This window comes from Pseudomonas ulcerans (genome assembly GCF_036324125.1).
Lineage (GTDB): Bacteria > Pseudomonadota > Gammaproteobacteria > Pseudomonadales > Pseudomonadaceae > Aquipseudomonas > Aquipseudomonas ulcerans.
In genome coordinates, this window is record NZ_JAZDQN010000040.1 from 1 (window position 1) to 16,877 (window position 16,877).

General features: G+C 66.3%; 16 protein-coding genes. 8 read left to right on the forward strand and 8 right to left on the reverse strand.

What is annotated here, in order from left to right; translation table 11 throughout:
• Positions 1-99: 99 nt before the first annotated feature.
• The gene (locus tag V0R59_RS25490) at positions 100-1,329 is read right to left on the reverse strand and encodes an acyl-CoA dehydrogenase (RefSeq protein WP_330077520.1); all 1,230 of its coding nucleotides are present in this window, start codon (positions 1,327-1,329) and stop codon (positions 100-102) included.
• A 138-nt stretch (positions 1,330-1,467) separates the two neighbouring features.
• Between V0R59_RS25490 and V0R59_RS25495 the strand changes: the two genes are divergently transcribed.
• On the forward strand, positions 1,468-2,394 hold the full coding sequence (locus tag V0R59_RS25495; RefSeq protein ID WP_330077519.1) for a LysR family transcriptional regulator: 927 nt from the start codon (positions 1,468-1,470) through the stop codon (positions 2,392-2,394).
• A gap of 225 nt (positions 2,395-2,619) precedes the next feature.
• Here V0R59_RS25495 and V0R59_RS25500 read toward each other — a convergent pair whose 3' ends face one another.
• Both V0R59_RS25500 and V0R59_RS25505 read right to left on the reverse strand, forming a co-directional pair.
• Positions 2,620-3,276, reverse strand: coding sequence for a CoA transferase subunit B (locus V0R59_RS25500; protein ID WP_330077518.1), 657 nt, complete (start codon positions 3,274-3,276; stop codon positions 2,620-2,622).
• 37 nt (positions 3,277-3,313) lie between these two features.
• The gene (locus V0R59_RS25505; RefSeq protein ID WP_316921618.1) at positions 3,314-4,012 is read right to left on the reverse strand and encodes a CoA transferase subunit A; all 699 of its coding nucleotides are present in this window, start codon (positions 4,010-4,012) and stop codon (positions 3,314-3,316) included.
• Positions 4,013-4,144: 132 nt separating this feature from the next.
• On the opposite strand from V0R59_RS25505, the gene V0R59_RS25510 reads away from it, so the two are divergent.
• Both V0R59_RS25510 and V0R59_RS25515 read left to right on the forward strand, forming a co-directional pair.
• Positions 4,145-5,041 (forward strand): LysR family transcriptional regulator, encoded by an 897-nt coding sequence (locus V0R59_RS25510; protein WP_330077517.1) that lies wholly within the window; start codon positions 4,145-4,147, stop codon positions 5,039-5,041.
• 45 nt (positions 5,042-5,086) lie between these two features.
• Positions 5,087-5,908 carry an aldo/keto reductase gene (locus V0R59_RS25515; protein ID WP_330077516.1) on the forward strand — a complete coding sequence of 274 codons (822 nt, stop codon included), beginning with the start codon at positions 5,087-5,089 and terminating at the stop codon, positions 5,906-5,908.
• 3 nt (positions 5,909-5,911) lie between these two features.
• On the opposite strand, the gene V0R59_RS25520 is transcribed toward V0R59_RS25515, so the two are convergent.
• From V0R59_RS25520 to lexA, 4 genes are read right to left on the reverse strand one after another with little or no spacing between them, the layout of a single operon-like run.
• Entirely contained in the window at positions 5,912-9,010 is a 3,099-nt protein-coding gene (locus V0R59_RS25520) for an error-prone DNA polymerase (protein ID WP_330077515.1), read from the reverse strand.
• On the reverse strand, positions 8,986-10,407 hold the full coding sequence (locus V0R59_RS25525; RefSeq protein WP_330077514.1) for a Y-family DNA polymerase: 1,422 nt from the start codon (positions 10,405-10,407) through the stop codon (positions 8,986-8,988). The genes V0R59_RS25520 and V0R59_RS25525 overlap by 25 nt, the downstream gene beginning before the upstream one ends.
• A gap of 6 nt (positions 10,408-10,413) precedes the next feature.
• The gene (imuA, locus tag V0R59_RS25530; protein WP_330077513.1) at positions 10,414-11,034 is read right to left on the reverse strand and encodes a translesion DNA synthesis-associated protein ImuA; all 621 of its coding nucleotides are present in this window, start codon (positions 11,032-11,034) and stop codon (positions 10,414-10,416) included.
• Positions 11,034-11,651, reverse strand: coding sequence for a transcriptional repressor LexA (lexA, locus tag V0R59_RS25535; RefSeq protein ID WP_330077512.1), 618 nt, complete (start codon positions 11,649-11,651; stop codon positions 11,034-11,036). The genes imuA and lexA overlap by 1 nt, the downstream gene beginning before the upstream one ends.
• Positions 11,652-11,732: 81 nt before the next feature.
• Here lexA and V0R59_RS25540 point away from each other — a divergent pair, with 81 nt between their 5' ends.
• The 3 genes from V0R59_RS25540 to V0R59_RS25550 all read left to right on the forward strand — a co-directional run bounded on the left by V0R59_RS25540 (position 11,733) and on the right by V0R59_RS25550 (position 13,797).
• Positions 11,733-12,392 carry an HAD family hydrolase gene (locus V0R59_RS25540; protein WP_330077511.1) on the forward strand — a complete coding sequence of 220 codons (660 nt, stop codon included), beginning with the start codon at positions 11,733-11,735 and terminating at the stop codon, positions 12,390-12,392.
• An 83-nt stretch (positions 12,393-12,475) separates the two neighbouring features.
• A complete protein-coding gene (locus V0R59_RS25545) occupies positions 12,476-12,874 on the forward strand; it encodes a MerR family transcriptional regulator (RefSeq protein WP_330077510.1) in 399 nt (132 codons plus the stop codon).
• 23 nt (positions 12,875-12,897) lie between these two features.
• A complete protein-coding gene (locus V0R59_RS25550; protein WP_330077509.1) occupies positions 12,898-13,797 on the forward strand; it encodes a hydroxymethylglutaryl-CoA lyase in 900 nt (299 codons plus the stop codon).
• Positions 13,798-14,365: 568 nt separating this feature from the next.
• Here V0R59_RS25550 and V0R59_RS25555 read toward each other — a convergent pair.
• Entirely contained in the window at positions 14,366-14,926 is a 561-nt protein-coding gene (locus V0R59_RS25555) for an MgtC/SapB family protein (protein ID WP_330077508.1), read from the reverse strand.
• Positions 14,927-15,066: 140 nt separating this feature from the next.
• On the opposite strand from V0R59_RS25555, the gene V0R59_RS25560 reads away from it, so the two are divergent.
• Together V0R59_RS25560 and ccoG are read left to right on the forward strand one after the other, a co-directional pair.
• Positions 15,067-15,306: a DUF3203 family protein gene (locus V0R59_RS25560; RefSeq protein WP_330077507.1), complete on the forward strand. Its 240-nt coding sequence runs from the start codon at positions 15,067-15,069 to the stop codon at positions 15,304-15,306.
• A gap of 121 nt (positions 15,307-15,427) precedes the next feature.
• Positions 15,428-16,864 carry a cytochrome c oxidase accessory protein CcoG gene (gene ccoG / locus V0R59_RS25565; protein ID WP_330077506.1) on the forward strand — a complete coding sequence of 479 codons (1,437 nt, stop codon included), beginning with the start codon at positions 15,428-15,430 and terminating at the stop codon, positions 16,862-16,864.
• Positions 16,865-16,877: the final 13 nt, after the last annotated feature.

Consider the following 16,877-nt stretch of genomic DNA (forward strand, 5'->3'; position numbering starts at 1 on the left):
CCTAGTGTGGGGGGGGTTCCCCCCGCGATTGATGGGGTTAATACCAACCTCCAAGCGCGGGTGAACCCGCTCCCACAGGGCTCATCGCAAGCCTGTGAGTCAGTGGCTGCTGCGCAGCATCTCCTTCGGCACGTACTTGCCGATCTCGTACTTGCCGATCGCCGCCCGGTGCACTTCGTCCGGGCCGTCCGCCAGGCGCAGGGTGCGCTGCATCGCGTACATGTAGGCCAGCGGGAAGTCGCCGGACACCCCGGCACCACCGTGGATCTGGATGGCCCGGTCGATCACCTTCAGCGCCACGTTCGGCGCCACCACCTTGATCTGCGCGATCTCGCTGCGGGCCACCTTGTTGCCCACGGTGTCCATCATGTACGCCGCCTTCAGGGTCAGCAGGCGGGCCATGTCGATCTCCATCCGCGAGTCGGCGATCTTGTCGACGTTGCCCCCCAGCCGCGCCAGCGGACGGCCGAAGGCGGTGCGTTCCACCGAGCGCTTGCACATCAGTTCCAGGGCCCGCTCGGCCATGCCGATGGAGCGCATGCAGTGATGGATGCGGCCCGGGCCAAGACGCCCCTGGGCGATCTCGAAGCCGCGCCCTTCGCCCAGCAGCACGTTCTCGTAGGGCACCCGCACGTTCTCGAACAGCACCTCGGCGTGACCATGAGGCGCGTCGTCATAACCGAACACCGGCAGCGGCCGGACGATCTTCACCCCCGGCGCATCGGTGGGCACGAGGATCATCGAGTGCTGCTGGTGGCGCGGGTTGTCCGGGTTGCTCAGGCCCATGAAGATCATCACCTTGCAGCGCGGGTCGCAGGCGCCGGAGGTCCACCACTTGCGGCCGTTGATCACCCATTCGTCACCGTCGCGCACGGCACGGGCGGCCATGTTGGTGGCATCCGACGAAGCCACGTCCGGCTCGGTCATGGCGAAGGCTGAACGGATATCGCCGCGCAGCAGCGGCTCCAGCCACTGGCGCTTCTGCTCCTCGCTGCCGTAGCGCACCAGCACTTCCATGTTGCCGGTGTCCGGCGCCGAGCAGTTGAACGGCTCGGGGCCCAGCAGCGAGCGGCCCATGATTTCCGCCAGCGGCGCGTATTCCAGGTTGGTCAGGCCGGCGCCCAGCTCCGACTCGGGCAGGAACAGGTTCCACAGGCCCTCGGCCTTGGCCTTGTTCTTCAGTTCTTCCATGATCGCCGTTGGCTGCCAGCGATCGCCCTCGGCAACCTGTTGCTCGAACACCGGCTCGGCGGGATAGACATAGGCGTCCATGAACGCGGTGACACGTTCGCGCAGGGCCTGGACCTTGGGTGAGTAGGCGAAATCCATGAGCAGTACCTTCTTCGTGAAAGGGATCTGGCATGGATGCTAGATCACCGATCAAAATCCACCTAGTCTATTTTCGGCGTGTATAAACATTCATAACCGATATATGATCGGCCGATAACACCAACAAGAGCGGTGCCCATGAACCTGAACAAGGTCGACCTGAATCTGTTCATCGTCTTCGACGCGATCTACACCGAAGCCAACCTGACCCGCGCCGGGCAGATCGTCGGCATTACCCAGCCGGCGGTGTCCAACGCGCTGGCACGGTTGCGCGAGACCTTCAACGACCCGCTGTTCGTGCGCACCGCCCAGGGCATGGTGCCGACGCCCATGGCGCAGAACATCATCGGCCCGGTGCGCAACGCGCTGTCGCTGCTGCGGGTGTCGGTGCAGGAAAGCCGCATCTTCAACCCCTTGCAGGCCAACAAGACCTTCCGCATCAGCATGACCGACCTCACCGAGGCGGTGGTTTTGCCGCCGCTGTTCCAGCGCCTGCGCCGCCTGGCGCCGGCGGTGGTGATCGAGAGCTTCCTGTGCAAGCGCCGCGAGACCACCAAGGAACTGGCCGCCGGGCGCCTGGACTTCGCCGTCGATGCGCCGCTCAACACCGACCCGCAGGTGCGCCACGTCAAGCTGATGCAGGACCAGTACGTCTGCGCCATGCGCCAGGGCCACCCGATGGCCAAGGACAGGATCAGCCTCGACGAGTACATGAGCCTGACCCATATCCATATCTCCAGCCGCCGCAACGGCCTGGGCTATGTCGACCTGGCACTGGGCAAGATGGGCCTGCAGCGGCGTATCGCCCTGCGCTCGCAGCATTACCTGATGGCCTCGCAGGTGCTGCAGCAGACCGACATGGTGATGACCGTGCCGGAGCGCTTCGCCCGTCGGCACCAGCTCAACTACGCGAGCCTGCCGGTGAACGACGTGCCGCCGCTGGAAACCCACCTGTACTGGCACGAAAGCACCGACCAGGACCCGGCCAACCGCTGGATGCGCGAGCAGATCATCGAGTTGTGCCAGACAGTGGTGGCTCAGGACGAGCGGGAGGCGAAGCAGTAGGCGGGAGCCGGTCTGCGGCAGGGAGTGCGTGGTTCCCTGCCCCGGACCGGCTTGTTGCTCGGGGTGTTCTTGAGGGCCCTATCGCTGCGGTGCGGCGATCCGACAAGCCGGCTCCCACAGGGATCGTTGTAGTAAGCGGGCCCACCGATTGACTCCAGACCTTGGGGGGACTGGCTTGTCGGACCGCCACACCGCAGCGATAAGGCCCTCAAGAACTGCACAGAATCAGAAGGTCATTTCCTTCACATCATCAGCCACGATCAACTTGCCCGCGGTCTTCTCGATGATCTCCTCGACGCTCACCCCCGGCGCGGTCTCCTTGAGGATGAAGGCGCCGTTCTCGATTTCCAGGTAGGCCAGGTCGGTCAGCACCTTGCGGATGCAGCCGGCGCCGGTCAGCGGCAGGCTGCAGCGCGGCAGCAGCTTGGACTCGCCGTCCTTGGAGGCATGGGTCATGGTGACGATGATGTTCTCCGCCCCCGCCACCAGGTCCATCGCCCCGCCCATGCCCTTGACCAGCTTGCCGGGGATCATCCACGAGGCGATGTTGCCTTCCACGTCCACTTCGAACGCACCGAGCACGGTCAGGTCGACATGGCCGCCGCGGATCATCGCGAAGGATTCGGCGGAGTTGAAGATCGACGCGCCGCGGCGGGCGGTCACGGTCTGCTTGCCGGCGTTGATCATGTCGGCGTCGAGCTGGCCTTCGGTGGGGAATTCGCCCATGCCGAGCAGGCCGTTTTCCGATTGCAGCATCACGTCCATATCCGCCGGGACGTAGTTGGCCACCAGGGTCGGGATGCCGATGCCCAGGTTGACGTAGTAGCCGTCCTTGAGTTCGCGGGCGACGCGCTGGGCCATTTGTTCGCGGGTAAGTGCCATGGTCAGGATCTCTTCGTTGTTCTTGTGCGGGGACGGGTCAGGCTTTGACGGTGCGCTTTTCGATGCGCTTCTCGAAGGTGCCGACGATGACCCGGTCGACATAGATGCCCGGGGTGTGGATCTCGCTCGGTAGCAGCACGCCCGGCTCGACGATTTCCTCGACCTCGACCACGGTGATCTTGCCGGCGGTGGCAGCCAGCGGGTTGAAGTTCTGCGCGGTGTTGCGGTACACCACGTTGCCGTAGTGGTCGGCCTTCCAGCCCTTGACGATGGCGAAGTCGCCGGTGATGGCTTCTTCGAGAATGTAGTGGCGGCCATTGAACTCGCGCACTTCCTTGCCTTCGGCGACCGGGGTGCCGTAGCCGGTGGCGGTGTAGAAGGCCGGGATCCCGGCACCGCCGGCGCGCATCTTCTCGGCCAGGGTACCTTGCGGGGTCAGTTCCACTTCCAGCTCGCCGCTGAGCAACTGACGTTCGAACTCGGCATTCTCGCCGACGTAGGAAGCGACCATCTTGCGGATCTGGCGGTCTTCGAGCAGCACGCCCAGGCCGAAACCGTCGACACCGCAGTTGTTCGAGACCACGGTCAGGCCGCTGACGCCGCGGCGCTTGATCTCGGCGATAAGGTTCTCGGGGATGCCACACAGGCCGAAACCGCCGGCCAGTACCGTCATGTTGTCGGTCAGGCCTTCGAGGGCCTGTTCGTAGGTTGCAACGCGCTTGTCCAGTCCGGCCATGTGATCCGCCTTGTTGTCGTTGTAAGAACCCGACAGGCTGTCGGGAAGCGTCTGACGCGCATCTTCACCCGCGCCGACTGATTTGTTAATTTTGTTTTTCTCATCGATTGATTTGGATTTCAAAACAATTACATGAACCTCAAGCAACTGCGGGCCTTCGTCGCCGTCGCCACCTACCAGAGCTTCGCCCAGGCCGGCGAGCACCTGCACCTGTCGCAGCCGGCGCTGAGCCTGACCATCAAGAGCCTTGAAGAACAGCTCGGCGGCGCCCTGCTCAGCCGCACCACCCGCAGCGTCAGCCTGACCCCGGAAGGCGAAGTGCTGCTGCCCCTGGCCCGGCAACTGCTGGCGGACTGGGAAAACACCGAGGAACTGCTGCGCCAGCGTTTCACCCTGCAACTGGGCCGGGTGTCCATCGCCGCCATGCCGGCCTTCGCCGGCAACCTGCTGCCGCCGGTGCTCAAGCTGTTTCGCCAGCGCTATCCGCGGGTGAACGTGACGGTGCACGACGTGATCAATGAACAGGTGCTGGAACTGGTGCGTCACCGCCGGGTCGAGCTGGGTATCGGTTTCGAGCCGGAGGCCGGCGACCCGCTGGTGTTCAAGCCCTTGTACCTGGATCGTTTCGTCGCCGTGGTACCTAAGGACTCGCCGCTGGCCGGACAGGCGCAGGTCAGCTGGAAGGACCTGCTGCGCGAGGACTTCATCGCCCTGCAACGACCGTCGGCGGTGCGCCTGCTGCTGGAGCGGCACGTGGCGGCGGACCACGGCAAGCTGGCGGTGGCCTTCGAAAGCCATCAGTTGTCTACCATTGGCCGGATGGTTGCCAACGGGCTGGGGGTGAGTGCGGTGCCGGCGTTGTGCATCGGGCAGATGCGCGAACTGGGGGCGCAGTGCGTGGCGCTGGTGGAGCCGGTGGTGGAACGCCGGATCGGCGTGACGATGCTGGCCGATCACAAGCTGTCGGCAGCGGCCCAGGCGGTTCTGGATGTGTTGGTGAAAGAAGTGACGGCCCCGGCATTGGGCTGAAGTTACTCCCACAGGTACGGCGAAAATTCAGGAGGAATTCCACAGATGAGAACGACAACACTGGGCAACCACCAGGTTCCCGTCATCGGCCAGGGCACCTGGTACATGGGCGAGGACCCGGGCCTGCGCCGCCGCGAGGTCGCCGCCCTGCAGCAGGGCATCGACCTCGGCCTGACCCTGGTCGACACCGCGGAAATGTACGCCGAAGGCGGCGCCGAGGAAGTGGTCGGCGAAGCCCTCGCCGGCCGTCGCGACCAGGTGTTCCTGGTCAGCAAGGTCTACCCGCACAACGCCAGCCGCAAAGGCGCCATTGCCGCCTGCGAGCGCAGCCTGGCCCGCCTCGCCACCGAGCATATCGACCTGTACCTGCTGCACTGGCGTGGCCAGTACCCGCTGGAAGAAACCGTCGAAGCCTTCGAACGCCTGCGCGAGGCCGGCAAGATCGGCCGCTGGGGCGTGTCCAACTTCGACACCGACGACATGCGCGAGCTGGACAACCCGGCCTGCGCCAGCAACCAGGTGCTGTACAACCCGGAACAGCGCGGTATCGAGTTCGACCTGCTGCCCTGGTGCCGCGACAACGGTGTCCCGGTCATGGCCTACTGCCCGCTGGCCCAGGCCGGGCGCCTGCTGCGCAATCCGGTCCTGGCGCGGATCGCCGAGCGCCACGGCGTCACCCCGGCCCAGGTCAGCCTGGCCTGGGTCACCCGCGAAGACGGGGTGATCGCCATTCCCAAGGCGATGGAACCGCGCCACGTCCAGCTCAATGCTGCAGCGGGTCAGCTGAAGCTGACCGGCGAAGACCTGCGCGAGCTGGACCAGGCCTTCCCCGCCCCGACCCGCAAGCAGCGCCTGGCGATGGTCTGATCCTCAATGAAAGTCCCGGCTGCGCACATCCAGCCCGCTCAATAGCGGGCTGAGATCTTCCAGGCGACGGGCGATCAGGTGACGCACGCCGTCGGCGAATTCCAGCTTGCCCCGCACCTGCATCAGCTTCGACCCCACCAGCACCCGTCGCTGGCGCTCGGCCAAGTCGCGCCAGACCACCACGTTGAGCATGCCGAACTCGTCCTCCAGGGTGACGAAGGTCACGCCGCTGGCGGTTTGCGGTCGCTGCCGGCCGACCACCAGCCCGGCCACGCTGATGCTGTCACCGTGCTCGACATCGTCCAGTGCCCGCGAACTGCGACAACCCAGTCCGGTGAGACGCCGACGCAACAGGCTCAGCGGATGGGGGCCGAGGGTGGTGCCGACGCTGTCGTAGTCGGCGAACAGGTCTTCGCCAACGCTGGGCGCCGGCAATTGCACCGGCACTTCCGGGCTCGGTTCGACGGCCGCGAACAGCGGCAGTTGCGCCTGCACCGCCGCCACCTCCCAGCGCGCCTGGTAGCGATGCCCGGCCATCGCCGCCAGGGCACCGGCGTCGGCCAGCAGGTCGCGGGCGCGGGCGTCCAGTTCGGCACGCAGGCACAGGTCGCCGACATCGCGAAATGCCCTGAGCTCGCGGACCCGCGCCAGGCGCTCGGCATCCTCCTCACGGAAGCCGCGAATCTGCCGCAAGCCGATCCGCAAGGCCAGCGCCCCACCCTCGCCCGGCTCCAGGGTGCAGTCCCAATGGCTGTGATGGACGTCCACCGGACGGATCTCGATACGGTGGCGCCGCGCATCCTGGAGGATCTGGTCCGGGCTGTAGAAGCCCATGGGCCAGCTGTTGATCAAGGCACAGGCGAAGATCGCCGGCTCATGGCACTTGAGCCAGCAACTGGCGTAGGTCAGCAGGGCGAAGCTGGCGGCGTGGGATTCGGGGAAGCCGTAGCTGCCGAAGCCCTTGATCTGTTCGAAGATGCGGTTGGCGAACTCATCGGTGTAGCCATTCCTGCGCATGCCTTCCAGCAGCCGTTCACGATGAGGGTCCAGTCCGCCATGGCGCTTCCAGGCGGCCATGGAGCGGCGCAGTTCGTCGGCTTCCCCGGGGGTGAAGTCGGCCGCGACGATGGCCAGGGACATGACCTGCTCCTGGAACAGGGGCACGCCCAGGGTGCGGCCGAAGACATCACGCAGCTTCTCCGAGGGATAGACCTCCGGCTCTTCCTTGTTCCGCCGCCGCAGATACGGATGGACCATGTCCCCTTGAATCGGCCCCGGCCGCACGATCGCCACCTGGATCACCAGGTCGTAGAACTTCTGCGGCCGGAGCCGCGGCAACATCGCCATCTGCGCCCGTGACTCGATCTGGAACACGCCGATGGTGTCGGCACGGCTGATCATGTCGTAGGTCGGCCGGTCATCGGCGGGGATCCCGGCGATGCTCAGGCGCCGCCCGCGATGCAGCTGGTAGAGATCGAAACAGCGGCGCAGGCAACTGAGCATGCCCAACGCCAGTACATCCACCTTGAGCAGGCCGACGGCATCGAGGTCGTCCTTGTCCCACTGGATCACCGTGCGGTCTTGCATGGCGGCGTTTTCCACCGGCACCAGGGTGTCCAGCGGCTGTTCGCTTATGACGAAGCCGCCGGGGTGCTGCGACAGGTGTCGGGGGAAACCCATCAGGTCGCCGGTCAGGGTCAGGACCCGGTGCAGCAGCGGGCTGGCCGGGTCGAAACCGGCCTCGACAAGGCGCTCCGCCGAGGGCACGCGGTCGCTCCAGCGCCCGCAGCAGTCGGACAAGGCACCCAGCTGGTCCGGCGGCAGGCCCAGCACCCGGCCGATATCCCGCACCGCGCCGGAGGCATGGTAGGTGCTGACCACGGCGGTCAGCGCCGCGCGATGGCGGCCGTAGCGATTGAACACGTACTGCAGGACTTCCTCGCGCCGGTCGTGCTCGAAGTCCACGTCGATATCCGGCGGCTCGTTGCGCTCGCGGGACAGGAAGCGCTCGAACAGCAGGCTGCTGTGGCTCGGGTCCAGCTCGGTGATGCCGAGGACGAAGCACACCACCGAGTTGGCCGCCGAACCGCGGCCCTGGCAGAGGATGCCCTGCTCGCGGGCGAAGCGGACGATGTCGTGGACGGTGAGGAAATAGGATTCGTAGCCGAGCTCGGCGATCAGGCCCAACTCGTGCTCCAGGGCCTTGCGGTTGTCCTCGCTGATGCCGGCGGGCCAGCGCTCGGGAATCCGCCGCTGGCACAGCTCCCGCAGCCAGCTCGCCGGGCTGTGGCCAGGCGGCACGACTTCGTGGGGATAGTGATATTCGAGGTCACGCTTGAGATCGAAGCGGCAACGCGCGGCGATGCGCGTGCTTTCCTCCAGCAAGGCCGGCGGGTACAGCGCCGCCAGTTGCGCCACGACGCGCAGGTGGCGCTCGCCATTGGCGAACAGGCGATGCCCCGCCTCGGCGACGGTGGTGTGATGGCGGATGGCAGTCATGCAGTCCTGCAGGGCACGCCGTCCACGGCTGTGCATATGCACGTCGCCGCAGGCCACCGGCGCGATGTCCAGCCCCCGGGCCAGGGCCAGCAGGTCGTGCAGGCGCTGGCGGTCGTCATGGCCGTGGTGCAGGTGCACCGCCAACCACAGGCGTTCGCCAAAGATTTCCCGCAGCCAGCGCCCCGGCGCGGGATCGTCCGCGCGGTCCGGCACCCACAGCGCCAGCAGACCGTCCATGGGCTGTTCGAAGTCCTCGCGCAACACCTGGTAACTGCCCTTCTCTGCCCGGCGCCGGGCGCGGGTGATCAGTGCACAGAGGTGCTGGTAGCCGCCGAGGTCCTGCACCAGCAGCACCAGTTTCGGGCCTTGCTCCACGCGCATTTCGCTGCCGACGATCAATGGGATTCCGGTCTTCAGCGAGGCCTGCCAGGCCCGGACGATACCGGCCAGGGTGCACTCGTCGGTGATCGCCAGGGCCTGGTAGCCCTGGTCCTTGGCCCGGGCGAACAGCTCCAGGGCACTGGAGGCGCCGCGCTGGAAACTGAAGTTGGACAGGCAATGCAGCTCGGCATAGCCGCTCATGCGAACCAGCCCTGCAGCCACAAGGGGCTGTCGCGCGGCTCACCGAGCTGGCGATAGGCCCAGCCGCGCTGGCCGGCCTCGGTCTCGACCAGGTAGTAGTCGCGACGCACGTCGCCGCCGTCCCACCAGCCGGACTCGATGCGCTCCGGCCCGGCCAGCAGGCGCAGCCCGGTCAACGGCAGCGCCCGGGGCTCCGTCAGCAACCAGCCGGGGCGCGGCGCCAGGCAGGTCCCGGCATCCGCCACGGGCAGGCCGCTGCCGCGCCAGGCGCATTCGGGACGGTGGTCGGCGACCACGCCCACACCGCGCACGGCTTCATCGCCGAGGCGCGCGCGCAGGCGTTCGCGCAGTTGCTCCCAGTTCTGTTGTTGCTGGGCCCGCGCCGAGAACAGCTCGCCGGCCTGGGGCACGAAGGCCGGCAGTTCCTCGGCGACCAGCCGCAGGTTGCGCACCGGGGCGCGCAGGGTCAGCTGTTCGAGGCGTCCGCGCGCCAGTTCCAGCAGGCGCCCGGCCTCGCGTTCGGCCGCCAGCAAGCCCACCTGCAGCAGGGTGTCGGCGCCTTCGGCGTGTTCGAGGAACAGGCTGAAGCGCTGTACCCCGGCATCGCGCCCGGCAAGAAAGGCCGCCAGGTCCTCGATCATCCGCCGCATCGGGAACAGCAGGGCCTGGCTGGATTCCACGTCGAAGTTCAGTTCCAGTCGCGCCTCGAAGCGGTCCGGCGGCAGGTAGCAGTCCAGGGCCATGGCGCGCAGGCCGAGCAGACGGTCCAGATGCAACTGCACCTCGGCGGCGAAACGCCGGGCCAGGGTGTGCCGCGGCAGTTCAAGCACCTGGTCGAGCTGGCGCAGGCCCATGCGGGTGAAGGCCGTGGCGGCGTCCACGGGCAGGCCGAGGCGGTCGATGGGCATGGCGGCCAGGGCGCGGCGCGTCGCTTCGGGATCGCTGGCGGCCAGTCCGTCATGGGCGTTGGCCAGCATCCGCGCCGCCACCGGGTTGCTGGCCAGGACGATGCGATGGCGGAAACCCAGGGCACGCAGTTCCTCGCGCAGAAGCGCTTCGAAACGCGGCCAGGGACCGAACAGGCCAAGGCTGGATTCCACCTCGAGCAACAGGGCTCGCGGGTAATGCAGGCTGACCTGGGAACTGAAGCGATAGGCCCAGGCGGCGAGCAATTGCTGCTGACGCTCGGTGGCGGCAGGATCGTGCTCGACCGTGGCGAAGCCCTGGGCCAGGGCCTGGGCGCTGGTCAGGCTCAGGCCGGCCCGCAGGCCGAGGGCGCGTGCCGCCGGGTTGACCGCCTGCAGCACCCGGCGATTGGCCGGACCGCTGAGCAGCACCAGCGGCTGGTCGGCGTCGTCACGCCCGCGCAGGACGCTGTCGAGCGCCAGTTGCGGCAACAGGATGCAGGCCCAGAGCATGGCAATTCACCCCGCGAGCCCGGAAACGGCGACAGGCCGGTTCGGCGCCAGGCCCCCACGACACTTGAGCACCCGCCACTGCGCCGGGCGGGTGTCGATGGCGATGCGCAGGGCGGCCGGCGACGGATTGAGCGCGGCCGCCTGGTCGCGGCAGGCGAAGGCCAGCGCCTGGCCGGTTTCCGCAGCCACCTGCAGGCGGCGCAGCGCGCGATCGTCGGCCCGATGCGGCCAGCACAGTACGGCGGCGCAACTGCCGGAACGCAGGCATTGCTCGGCCGCCCAGAGGCTCTGGCCGGCATCGGCCTCGACCACCGTCAGCCAGCGCAGGTCGACCCCGGCCGCCTGCCAGGCGGGCGGGTATGGAATGAAGGGCGGGGCTACCAGCACCACCCTTTGCCCTGCCCTGCTCAAGCGCGCCAGGCTCGGCCAGAGCAATTGCAGTTCACCGCCGCCCTCGCCGGACAGGAGCAGTTCGCTGAGCGCTGCCGGCGGCCAGCCACCGCCCGGCAACACGGCGTCCAGCGCGGCATGCCCGGTGGGTTGCAGGCCATGGTTCTCCACCAGCGGCCGGCCCTTCCAGACCCGCCGGGTGTCGAGCAGCCCGTCGAGGCTGACCACCGCGCCCATCAGTCACGCCTCACCAGGCCGCAGAACACCCCTTCGATGACGAAGTCGCGGTCCGGACCGACGATGATCGGCGCATAGGCCGGGTTGCGGGGCAGCAGGCGGTAGTGGCCGACGCCACGCTCGAAGCGCTTGATGGTCACCTCGCCATCGAGGCGGGCGACGATGATCTGCCCGTCGCGGGCCTCGCCCTGCTGGCGAATGCCGACCAGGTCGCCGTCGAGGATGCCGTCGTCGATCATCGAGTCGCCGCGGACCTTGAGCAGGTAGCTGGGGGTACGGCTGAACAGGTGGGCATCGAGCATGAGTTGCTCGTGGATATCGACGTCCGGACCGATCGGCCGGCCCGCGGCGACCTGGCCGAGTACCGGGATCTCCAGCACCTCGGGCCGGCGCAACGGCCCGGCCAGGCGGATGCTCCGCGCCTGGTTCGGCGTGACCTCGATGAAACCGGCCTCGCAAAGGGCCTGGATATGCTTGCGCGCCACACTGCGCGAGGCGAAGCCGAAGGCCTGGGCGATATCGGCGAGGCTTGGCGGGCGGCCTTCACCGGTGATGCGATCACGGATGAAGGTGAGGATGGCGCTGCGTTTGGGAGAGAGTCTGGTCATGGAGCACATTTGTACTCTTTTCGTATCCCGCTGACCAGTCCCGCTGATCGACAGGTATGATAGCCAGCTACCGATCCAAGGAAGACAACCATGCTCGACGCCCTGCTCTTCGACCTCGACGGCACCCTCGCCGATACCGACAAGCTCCACCTGCTGGCCATGCAACAGTTGCTGCACGAGGATGGCCGCAGCCTGAGCGAGGCCGAGTTCGACGCGCACATCAGCGGCCGGGCCAATGCCGACCTGTGCCGCTACCTGTTCCCGGACCGTCCGCTGAGCGAGCACCTGGACTTTGCCGATCGCAAGGAAGCGCGGTTCCGCGCACTGTCGCCGACCTTGCAGCCGACGCCCGGGCTGCTGCGCCTGCTGGAGCATGCCGAAGCCAACGTCATCGGCATGGCGGTGGTGACCAATGCACCCCGGGCCAATGCCGTGCACATGCTGGCGGCGCTGGGGCTGCGAGGCCGCTTCGAGCATGTGCTGGTGGCCGAAGAGCTGGAGAAGGCCAAGCCGGATCCGCTGCCCTACCTGACCGGTTTGCAGCGCCTCGCGGCACAGGCCGGCAATGCCCTGGCCTTCGAAGACTCGGTGCCGGGAGTGAAGGCGGCCAGTGGCGCCGGGATCTTTACCGTGGGGTTGACCACCAGCCAGTCGGCACAGGCCTTGTTGGCAGCGGGGGCACGCCTGGCAGTGGCGGACTTCGATGATCCGCGGCTGTGGGAGGTGGTTGCGCGAATGAGCGGACGCTAGTTTTCGCCTCACCCATCAATCACCTTGACGTAAACGTCAACCTGGCTTTAGGTTAGCCCTCATTGACGCCACGAGCCCCTTCCATGAGCACCCAGACCTACAGCATCTCCGACCTCTCCCGCGAGTTGGACATCACCACCCGGGCCATCCGCTTCTATGAGGAACAAGGCCTGCTCAGCCCCGAGCGCCGTGGTCTGGAACGCATCTATTCGGCCCGCGACAAGGTCAGCCTGAAGCTGATCCTGCGGGGCAAGCGCATCGGCTTCTCCCTCGCCGAATGCCGCGAGCTGATCGAGCTGTACGACCCGTCTGGCGGTAACACCAAGCAGCTCAACAGCATGCTGGCGAAGATCGCCGAGCGCCGTGCCCAGCTGGAACAGCAACTGCTCGACATCCAGCAGATGCAGCTGGAACTGGACACCGCCGAAGAGCGCTGCATGCAGGCGCTGACCGCCACCCTGAACAAGAACAACGGCCACTGAGCCCAACCAGGAAACCCCACGCCATGCCATTGCCCGCCAAAGTCCGCCTGGTCGAAGTCGGCCCCCGCGACGGTCTGCAGAACGAAGCCCAACCCATCAGCGTCGCCGACAAGGTGCGCCTGGTCGATGACCTCACCGAGGCTGGCCTGTCCTACGTCGAGGTCGGCAGTTTCGTATCGCCGAAGTGGGTGCCGCAGATGGCCGGCTCCGCCGACGTCTTCGCCGCGATCCGGCAGAAGGCCGGAGTGACCTACGCCGCCCTGGCCCCCAACCTGCGCGGCTTCGAGGACGCCCTGGGCGCCGGGGTCAAGGAAGTCGCGGTGTTCGCCGCCGCCTCCGAGGCGTTCTCCCAGCGCAATATCAACTGCTCCATCGCCGAGAGCCTGCAACGCTTCGTGCCGATCATGGAGGCGGCGCGCCAGCACGGCGTGCGGGTGCGTGGCTATGTGTCCTGCGTGCTCGGCTGCCCCTACGAGGGCAACGTGGACGCGGCCCAGGTCGCCGCAGTGGCCCGCGAACTGTACGAGATGGGCTGCTACGAAGTGTCCCTTGGCGACACCATCGGCACCGGCACGCCCGGTGCTACCCGCCACCTGTTCAACGTGGTCGGCGCCCAGGTACCGCGCCCGCAACTGGCCGGGCATTTCCACGACACCTACGGCCAGGCCCTGGCGAACGTCTACGCCAGCCTGCTGGAAGGCATCAACGTGTTCGACAGCTCGGTCGCAGGCCTCGGCGGCTGCCCCTATGCCAAGGGCGCCAGCGGCAACGTTGCCAGCGAAGACGTGCTGTACATGCTCCAGGGCCTGGGCATCGAGACCGGCATCGACCTCGACAAGCTGATCGCCGCCGGCCTGCGCATCAGTTCGGTGCTGGGCCGCGCCAGCGGCTCCCGTGTGGCGCGCGCCCGTAACGCGTGCTGAACCTGCGGCTGAAACGTGGCGGTAACACCTCGCGCGCGGCCGCAAAGTGTTACCGCCTTCACACTTCCCAGGGAAATTCCGGGTAACACGGAAACAAATCAGCGGATTTTCCCGTGCCAGAATTTTTTCGAATCCCGCCAAACCCTTGATTTCATTGGGTTTTGAAAAGTTGGCACGGCACCTGCTATATCTCTGGCACAACAAGAATAAAAAATGCGGCAAACCCAATAAAAACAAGACGTACCGGATCTGACATAACAAGAACAATACGGCAGAGACGAAGCTAACTGATTTTTTTGAAGTGGATGACTTTTCGGGGGCGTGCCCCGCAACCAGGCAGAGAACAATAAAACTACCCCAAGGTAGCGCCCGTCAGGTTGGATCAGATTGATGAAGGTCGATCAGCGCTCAAAAAAATACGTTTGCTCTTGATCCCGGATGGGGATCGCACAAGCACCAAAGAGGCAACGGTTGCCAAAAACAACAATAGACCGCCCTCCAATAACAAAAAATAGAGCACGCAACAATCTTTGAGGGGAGCTTCGGCTCCCCTCAGTGCATTCCGGCCCTAGGCATTCCCGCCTTTGTCATCCTCGTCCATATCCTCCTCGACCTTCCCGCCCGCACCCTTCTTGTGCTCCTTGTCCTCGAACAGGTCCACCACCCAGGGCATCACCGCAAACACCAGCAGTGCCAGGATCGTGCTCAACAGCGCGGTCGCCTCGCGTCCCATGCCCGCGGCCACGCCGATGGCGGCGGTCATCCACAGGCCGGCGGCGGTGGTCAGGCCCTTGACGTGGCTGGCAACCATGTCGCGGCCCTTGAGAATGGTCCCCGCGCCGAGGAAGCCGATACCGGCGACGATCCCCTGCACCACCCGGCTCAACGCCGCGTCATCGGCACCGGCCATGCGTGGCACGAGGACGAACAGCGCCGCGCCGATGGCCACCAGCATATGGGTGCGCACCCCGGCGGCCTTGCCCTTCATCTCGCGCTCGAAGCCCAGCACCGCACCCAGCAGCGCGGCCATCAGCAGGCGTACCGAAACCTGCGTCACTTGCTTGGCATCGGTGATATCGGCGAATTCCGCCACCAGCGTCACCCACGCTTCATGCCACCAGGCGTCCATGGTTGTCGTCCGTCAGGGAAGTAAAGGATGGACAACGAGCGGATCGGCAAAGTGCGATGCGACCGCTGATCGGCTGGCGGCGGTAACCCCGGCGGCGCGGCGGTCACACGCAATAAGCCCCCGATGACGAGGATCACGCCATGCCTATCGAGATCAACGAACAGACCCGCCGCTGCACCCTGATCGGCGACGACCTGAATGTGGAAGGCGCTGCCGAGGAAGTACAGGTGCTCACCGACGAAAACCTGCGCATGTCGGTGGCCACGCTTGCCGGCAAGCGCGTGCCGATCACCGAAGCGGAGGCCGATGCGCTCACCGTGGCCGGTGCGGTGGATGGTCGCAGGCATCTCAAGAGCAGCGCGCCAGGCTCGATAATCTGAGGCCTGGAGCGATTCAGCCGACAATCTGATACGGTTTTTACCGGAATACCTGAGCCTGTTATGCAAACAGATGGGTCGCCATAGTGCTCTGGCCTGATCGAGGCCTGATGAGCGACGAACCATGAGCGAACACATCCCCGTCCAGATCATTGAAGTGGTCGAGCCTTCCCATAAAAAAACGGCCACCACCAGCGGCCAGAACAAGAAGGCCGCCAGCAGTGACGGACACATCTACACCCGCAGCTTCACCGGTCTGTACCGCAACCTGCGCCTGGGTGGCGCAGGTTTCCTTTTCCTGCTGTTCTTCGCCACCGCCTGGCTGGACTGGGACGGCCGCCAGGCCGTGCTCTGGGACCTGGCGGAAAGCAAGTTCCACATCTTCGGCGCGACCTTCTGGCCGCAGGATTTCATCCTCCTGTCGGCGCTGCTGATCATCTGCGCCTTCGGCCTGTTCGCCATCACCGTCTTCGCCGGACGGGTGTGGTGCGGCTACACCTGCCCGCAGAGCACCTGGACCTGGCTGTTCATGTGGTGCGAGAAGGTCACCGAGGGCGACCGCAACCAGCGCATGAAACTGGCCAAGGCACCGTGGGGGCCGAACAAGCTGGCCCGGCGCGCCTTCAAGCACAGCCTGTGGCTGGCCATCAGCGTGCTCACCGGGCTGACCTTCGTCGGCTATTTCACCCCGATCCGCCCGCTGGCCGAGGAACTGTTCACCCTGCAGGCCGGCGGCGTCAGCCTGTTCTGGATCCTGTTCTTCACCGGCGCCACCTACATCAACGCCGGCTGGATGCGCGAGGCGGTGTGCATGCACATGTGCCCCTATGCGCGCTTCCAGAGCGTGATGTTCGACAAGGACACCCTGGCCGTGGCCTACGACCCGCGCCGCGGCGAATCCCGCGGGCCGCGCAAGAAGGAAGCCGACCACCGCGCCCAGGGCCTCGGCGACTGCATCGACTGCCACATGTGCGTGCAGGTCTGCCCCACCGGCATCGACATCCGCGACGGCCTGCAGATGGAATGCATCGGCTGCGCCGCCTGCATCGACGCCTGCGACAGCATCATGGACAAGATGAACTACCCCCGCGGCCTGATCGGCTACAAGTCCGAGCACACCCTGCAGGGCGGCAAGACCCACTGGCTGCGCCCGCGCCTGCTCGGCTACGTCACGGTGCTGGTGGCGATGATCGGCGCCCTGGTGATCGCCCTGCACGAACGGCCGATGGTGTCGATGGACGTGATCAAGGACCGTGGCCTGTTCCGCGAGAACGCCCAGGGCCAGATCGAGAACATCTACATCCTCAAGGTCATCAACAAGACCCAGGAGGCCCAGGAGTACCAGTTGCGCCTGCTGAACGCCGAGGGCTTCGAACTGCACGGCAAGACCCGCTTCAGCATTCCCGCCGGGGAAATGGCCGAGCTGCCGGTGTCGGTGGCGATGCTCGCCGAGCGTGCCGCCAGCAGTTCCCTGGAGCTGGACTTCGAACTGGTCGACAGCGACCAGCCCGACATCCGCAGCGTCGCCCGCAGCCGATTCGTCGCGCCGCTGAACCGCTGATCCCCTACACTGC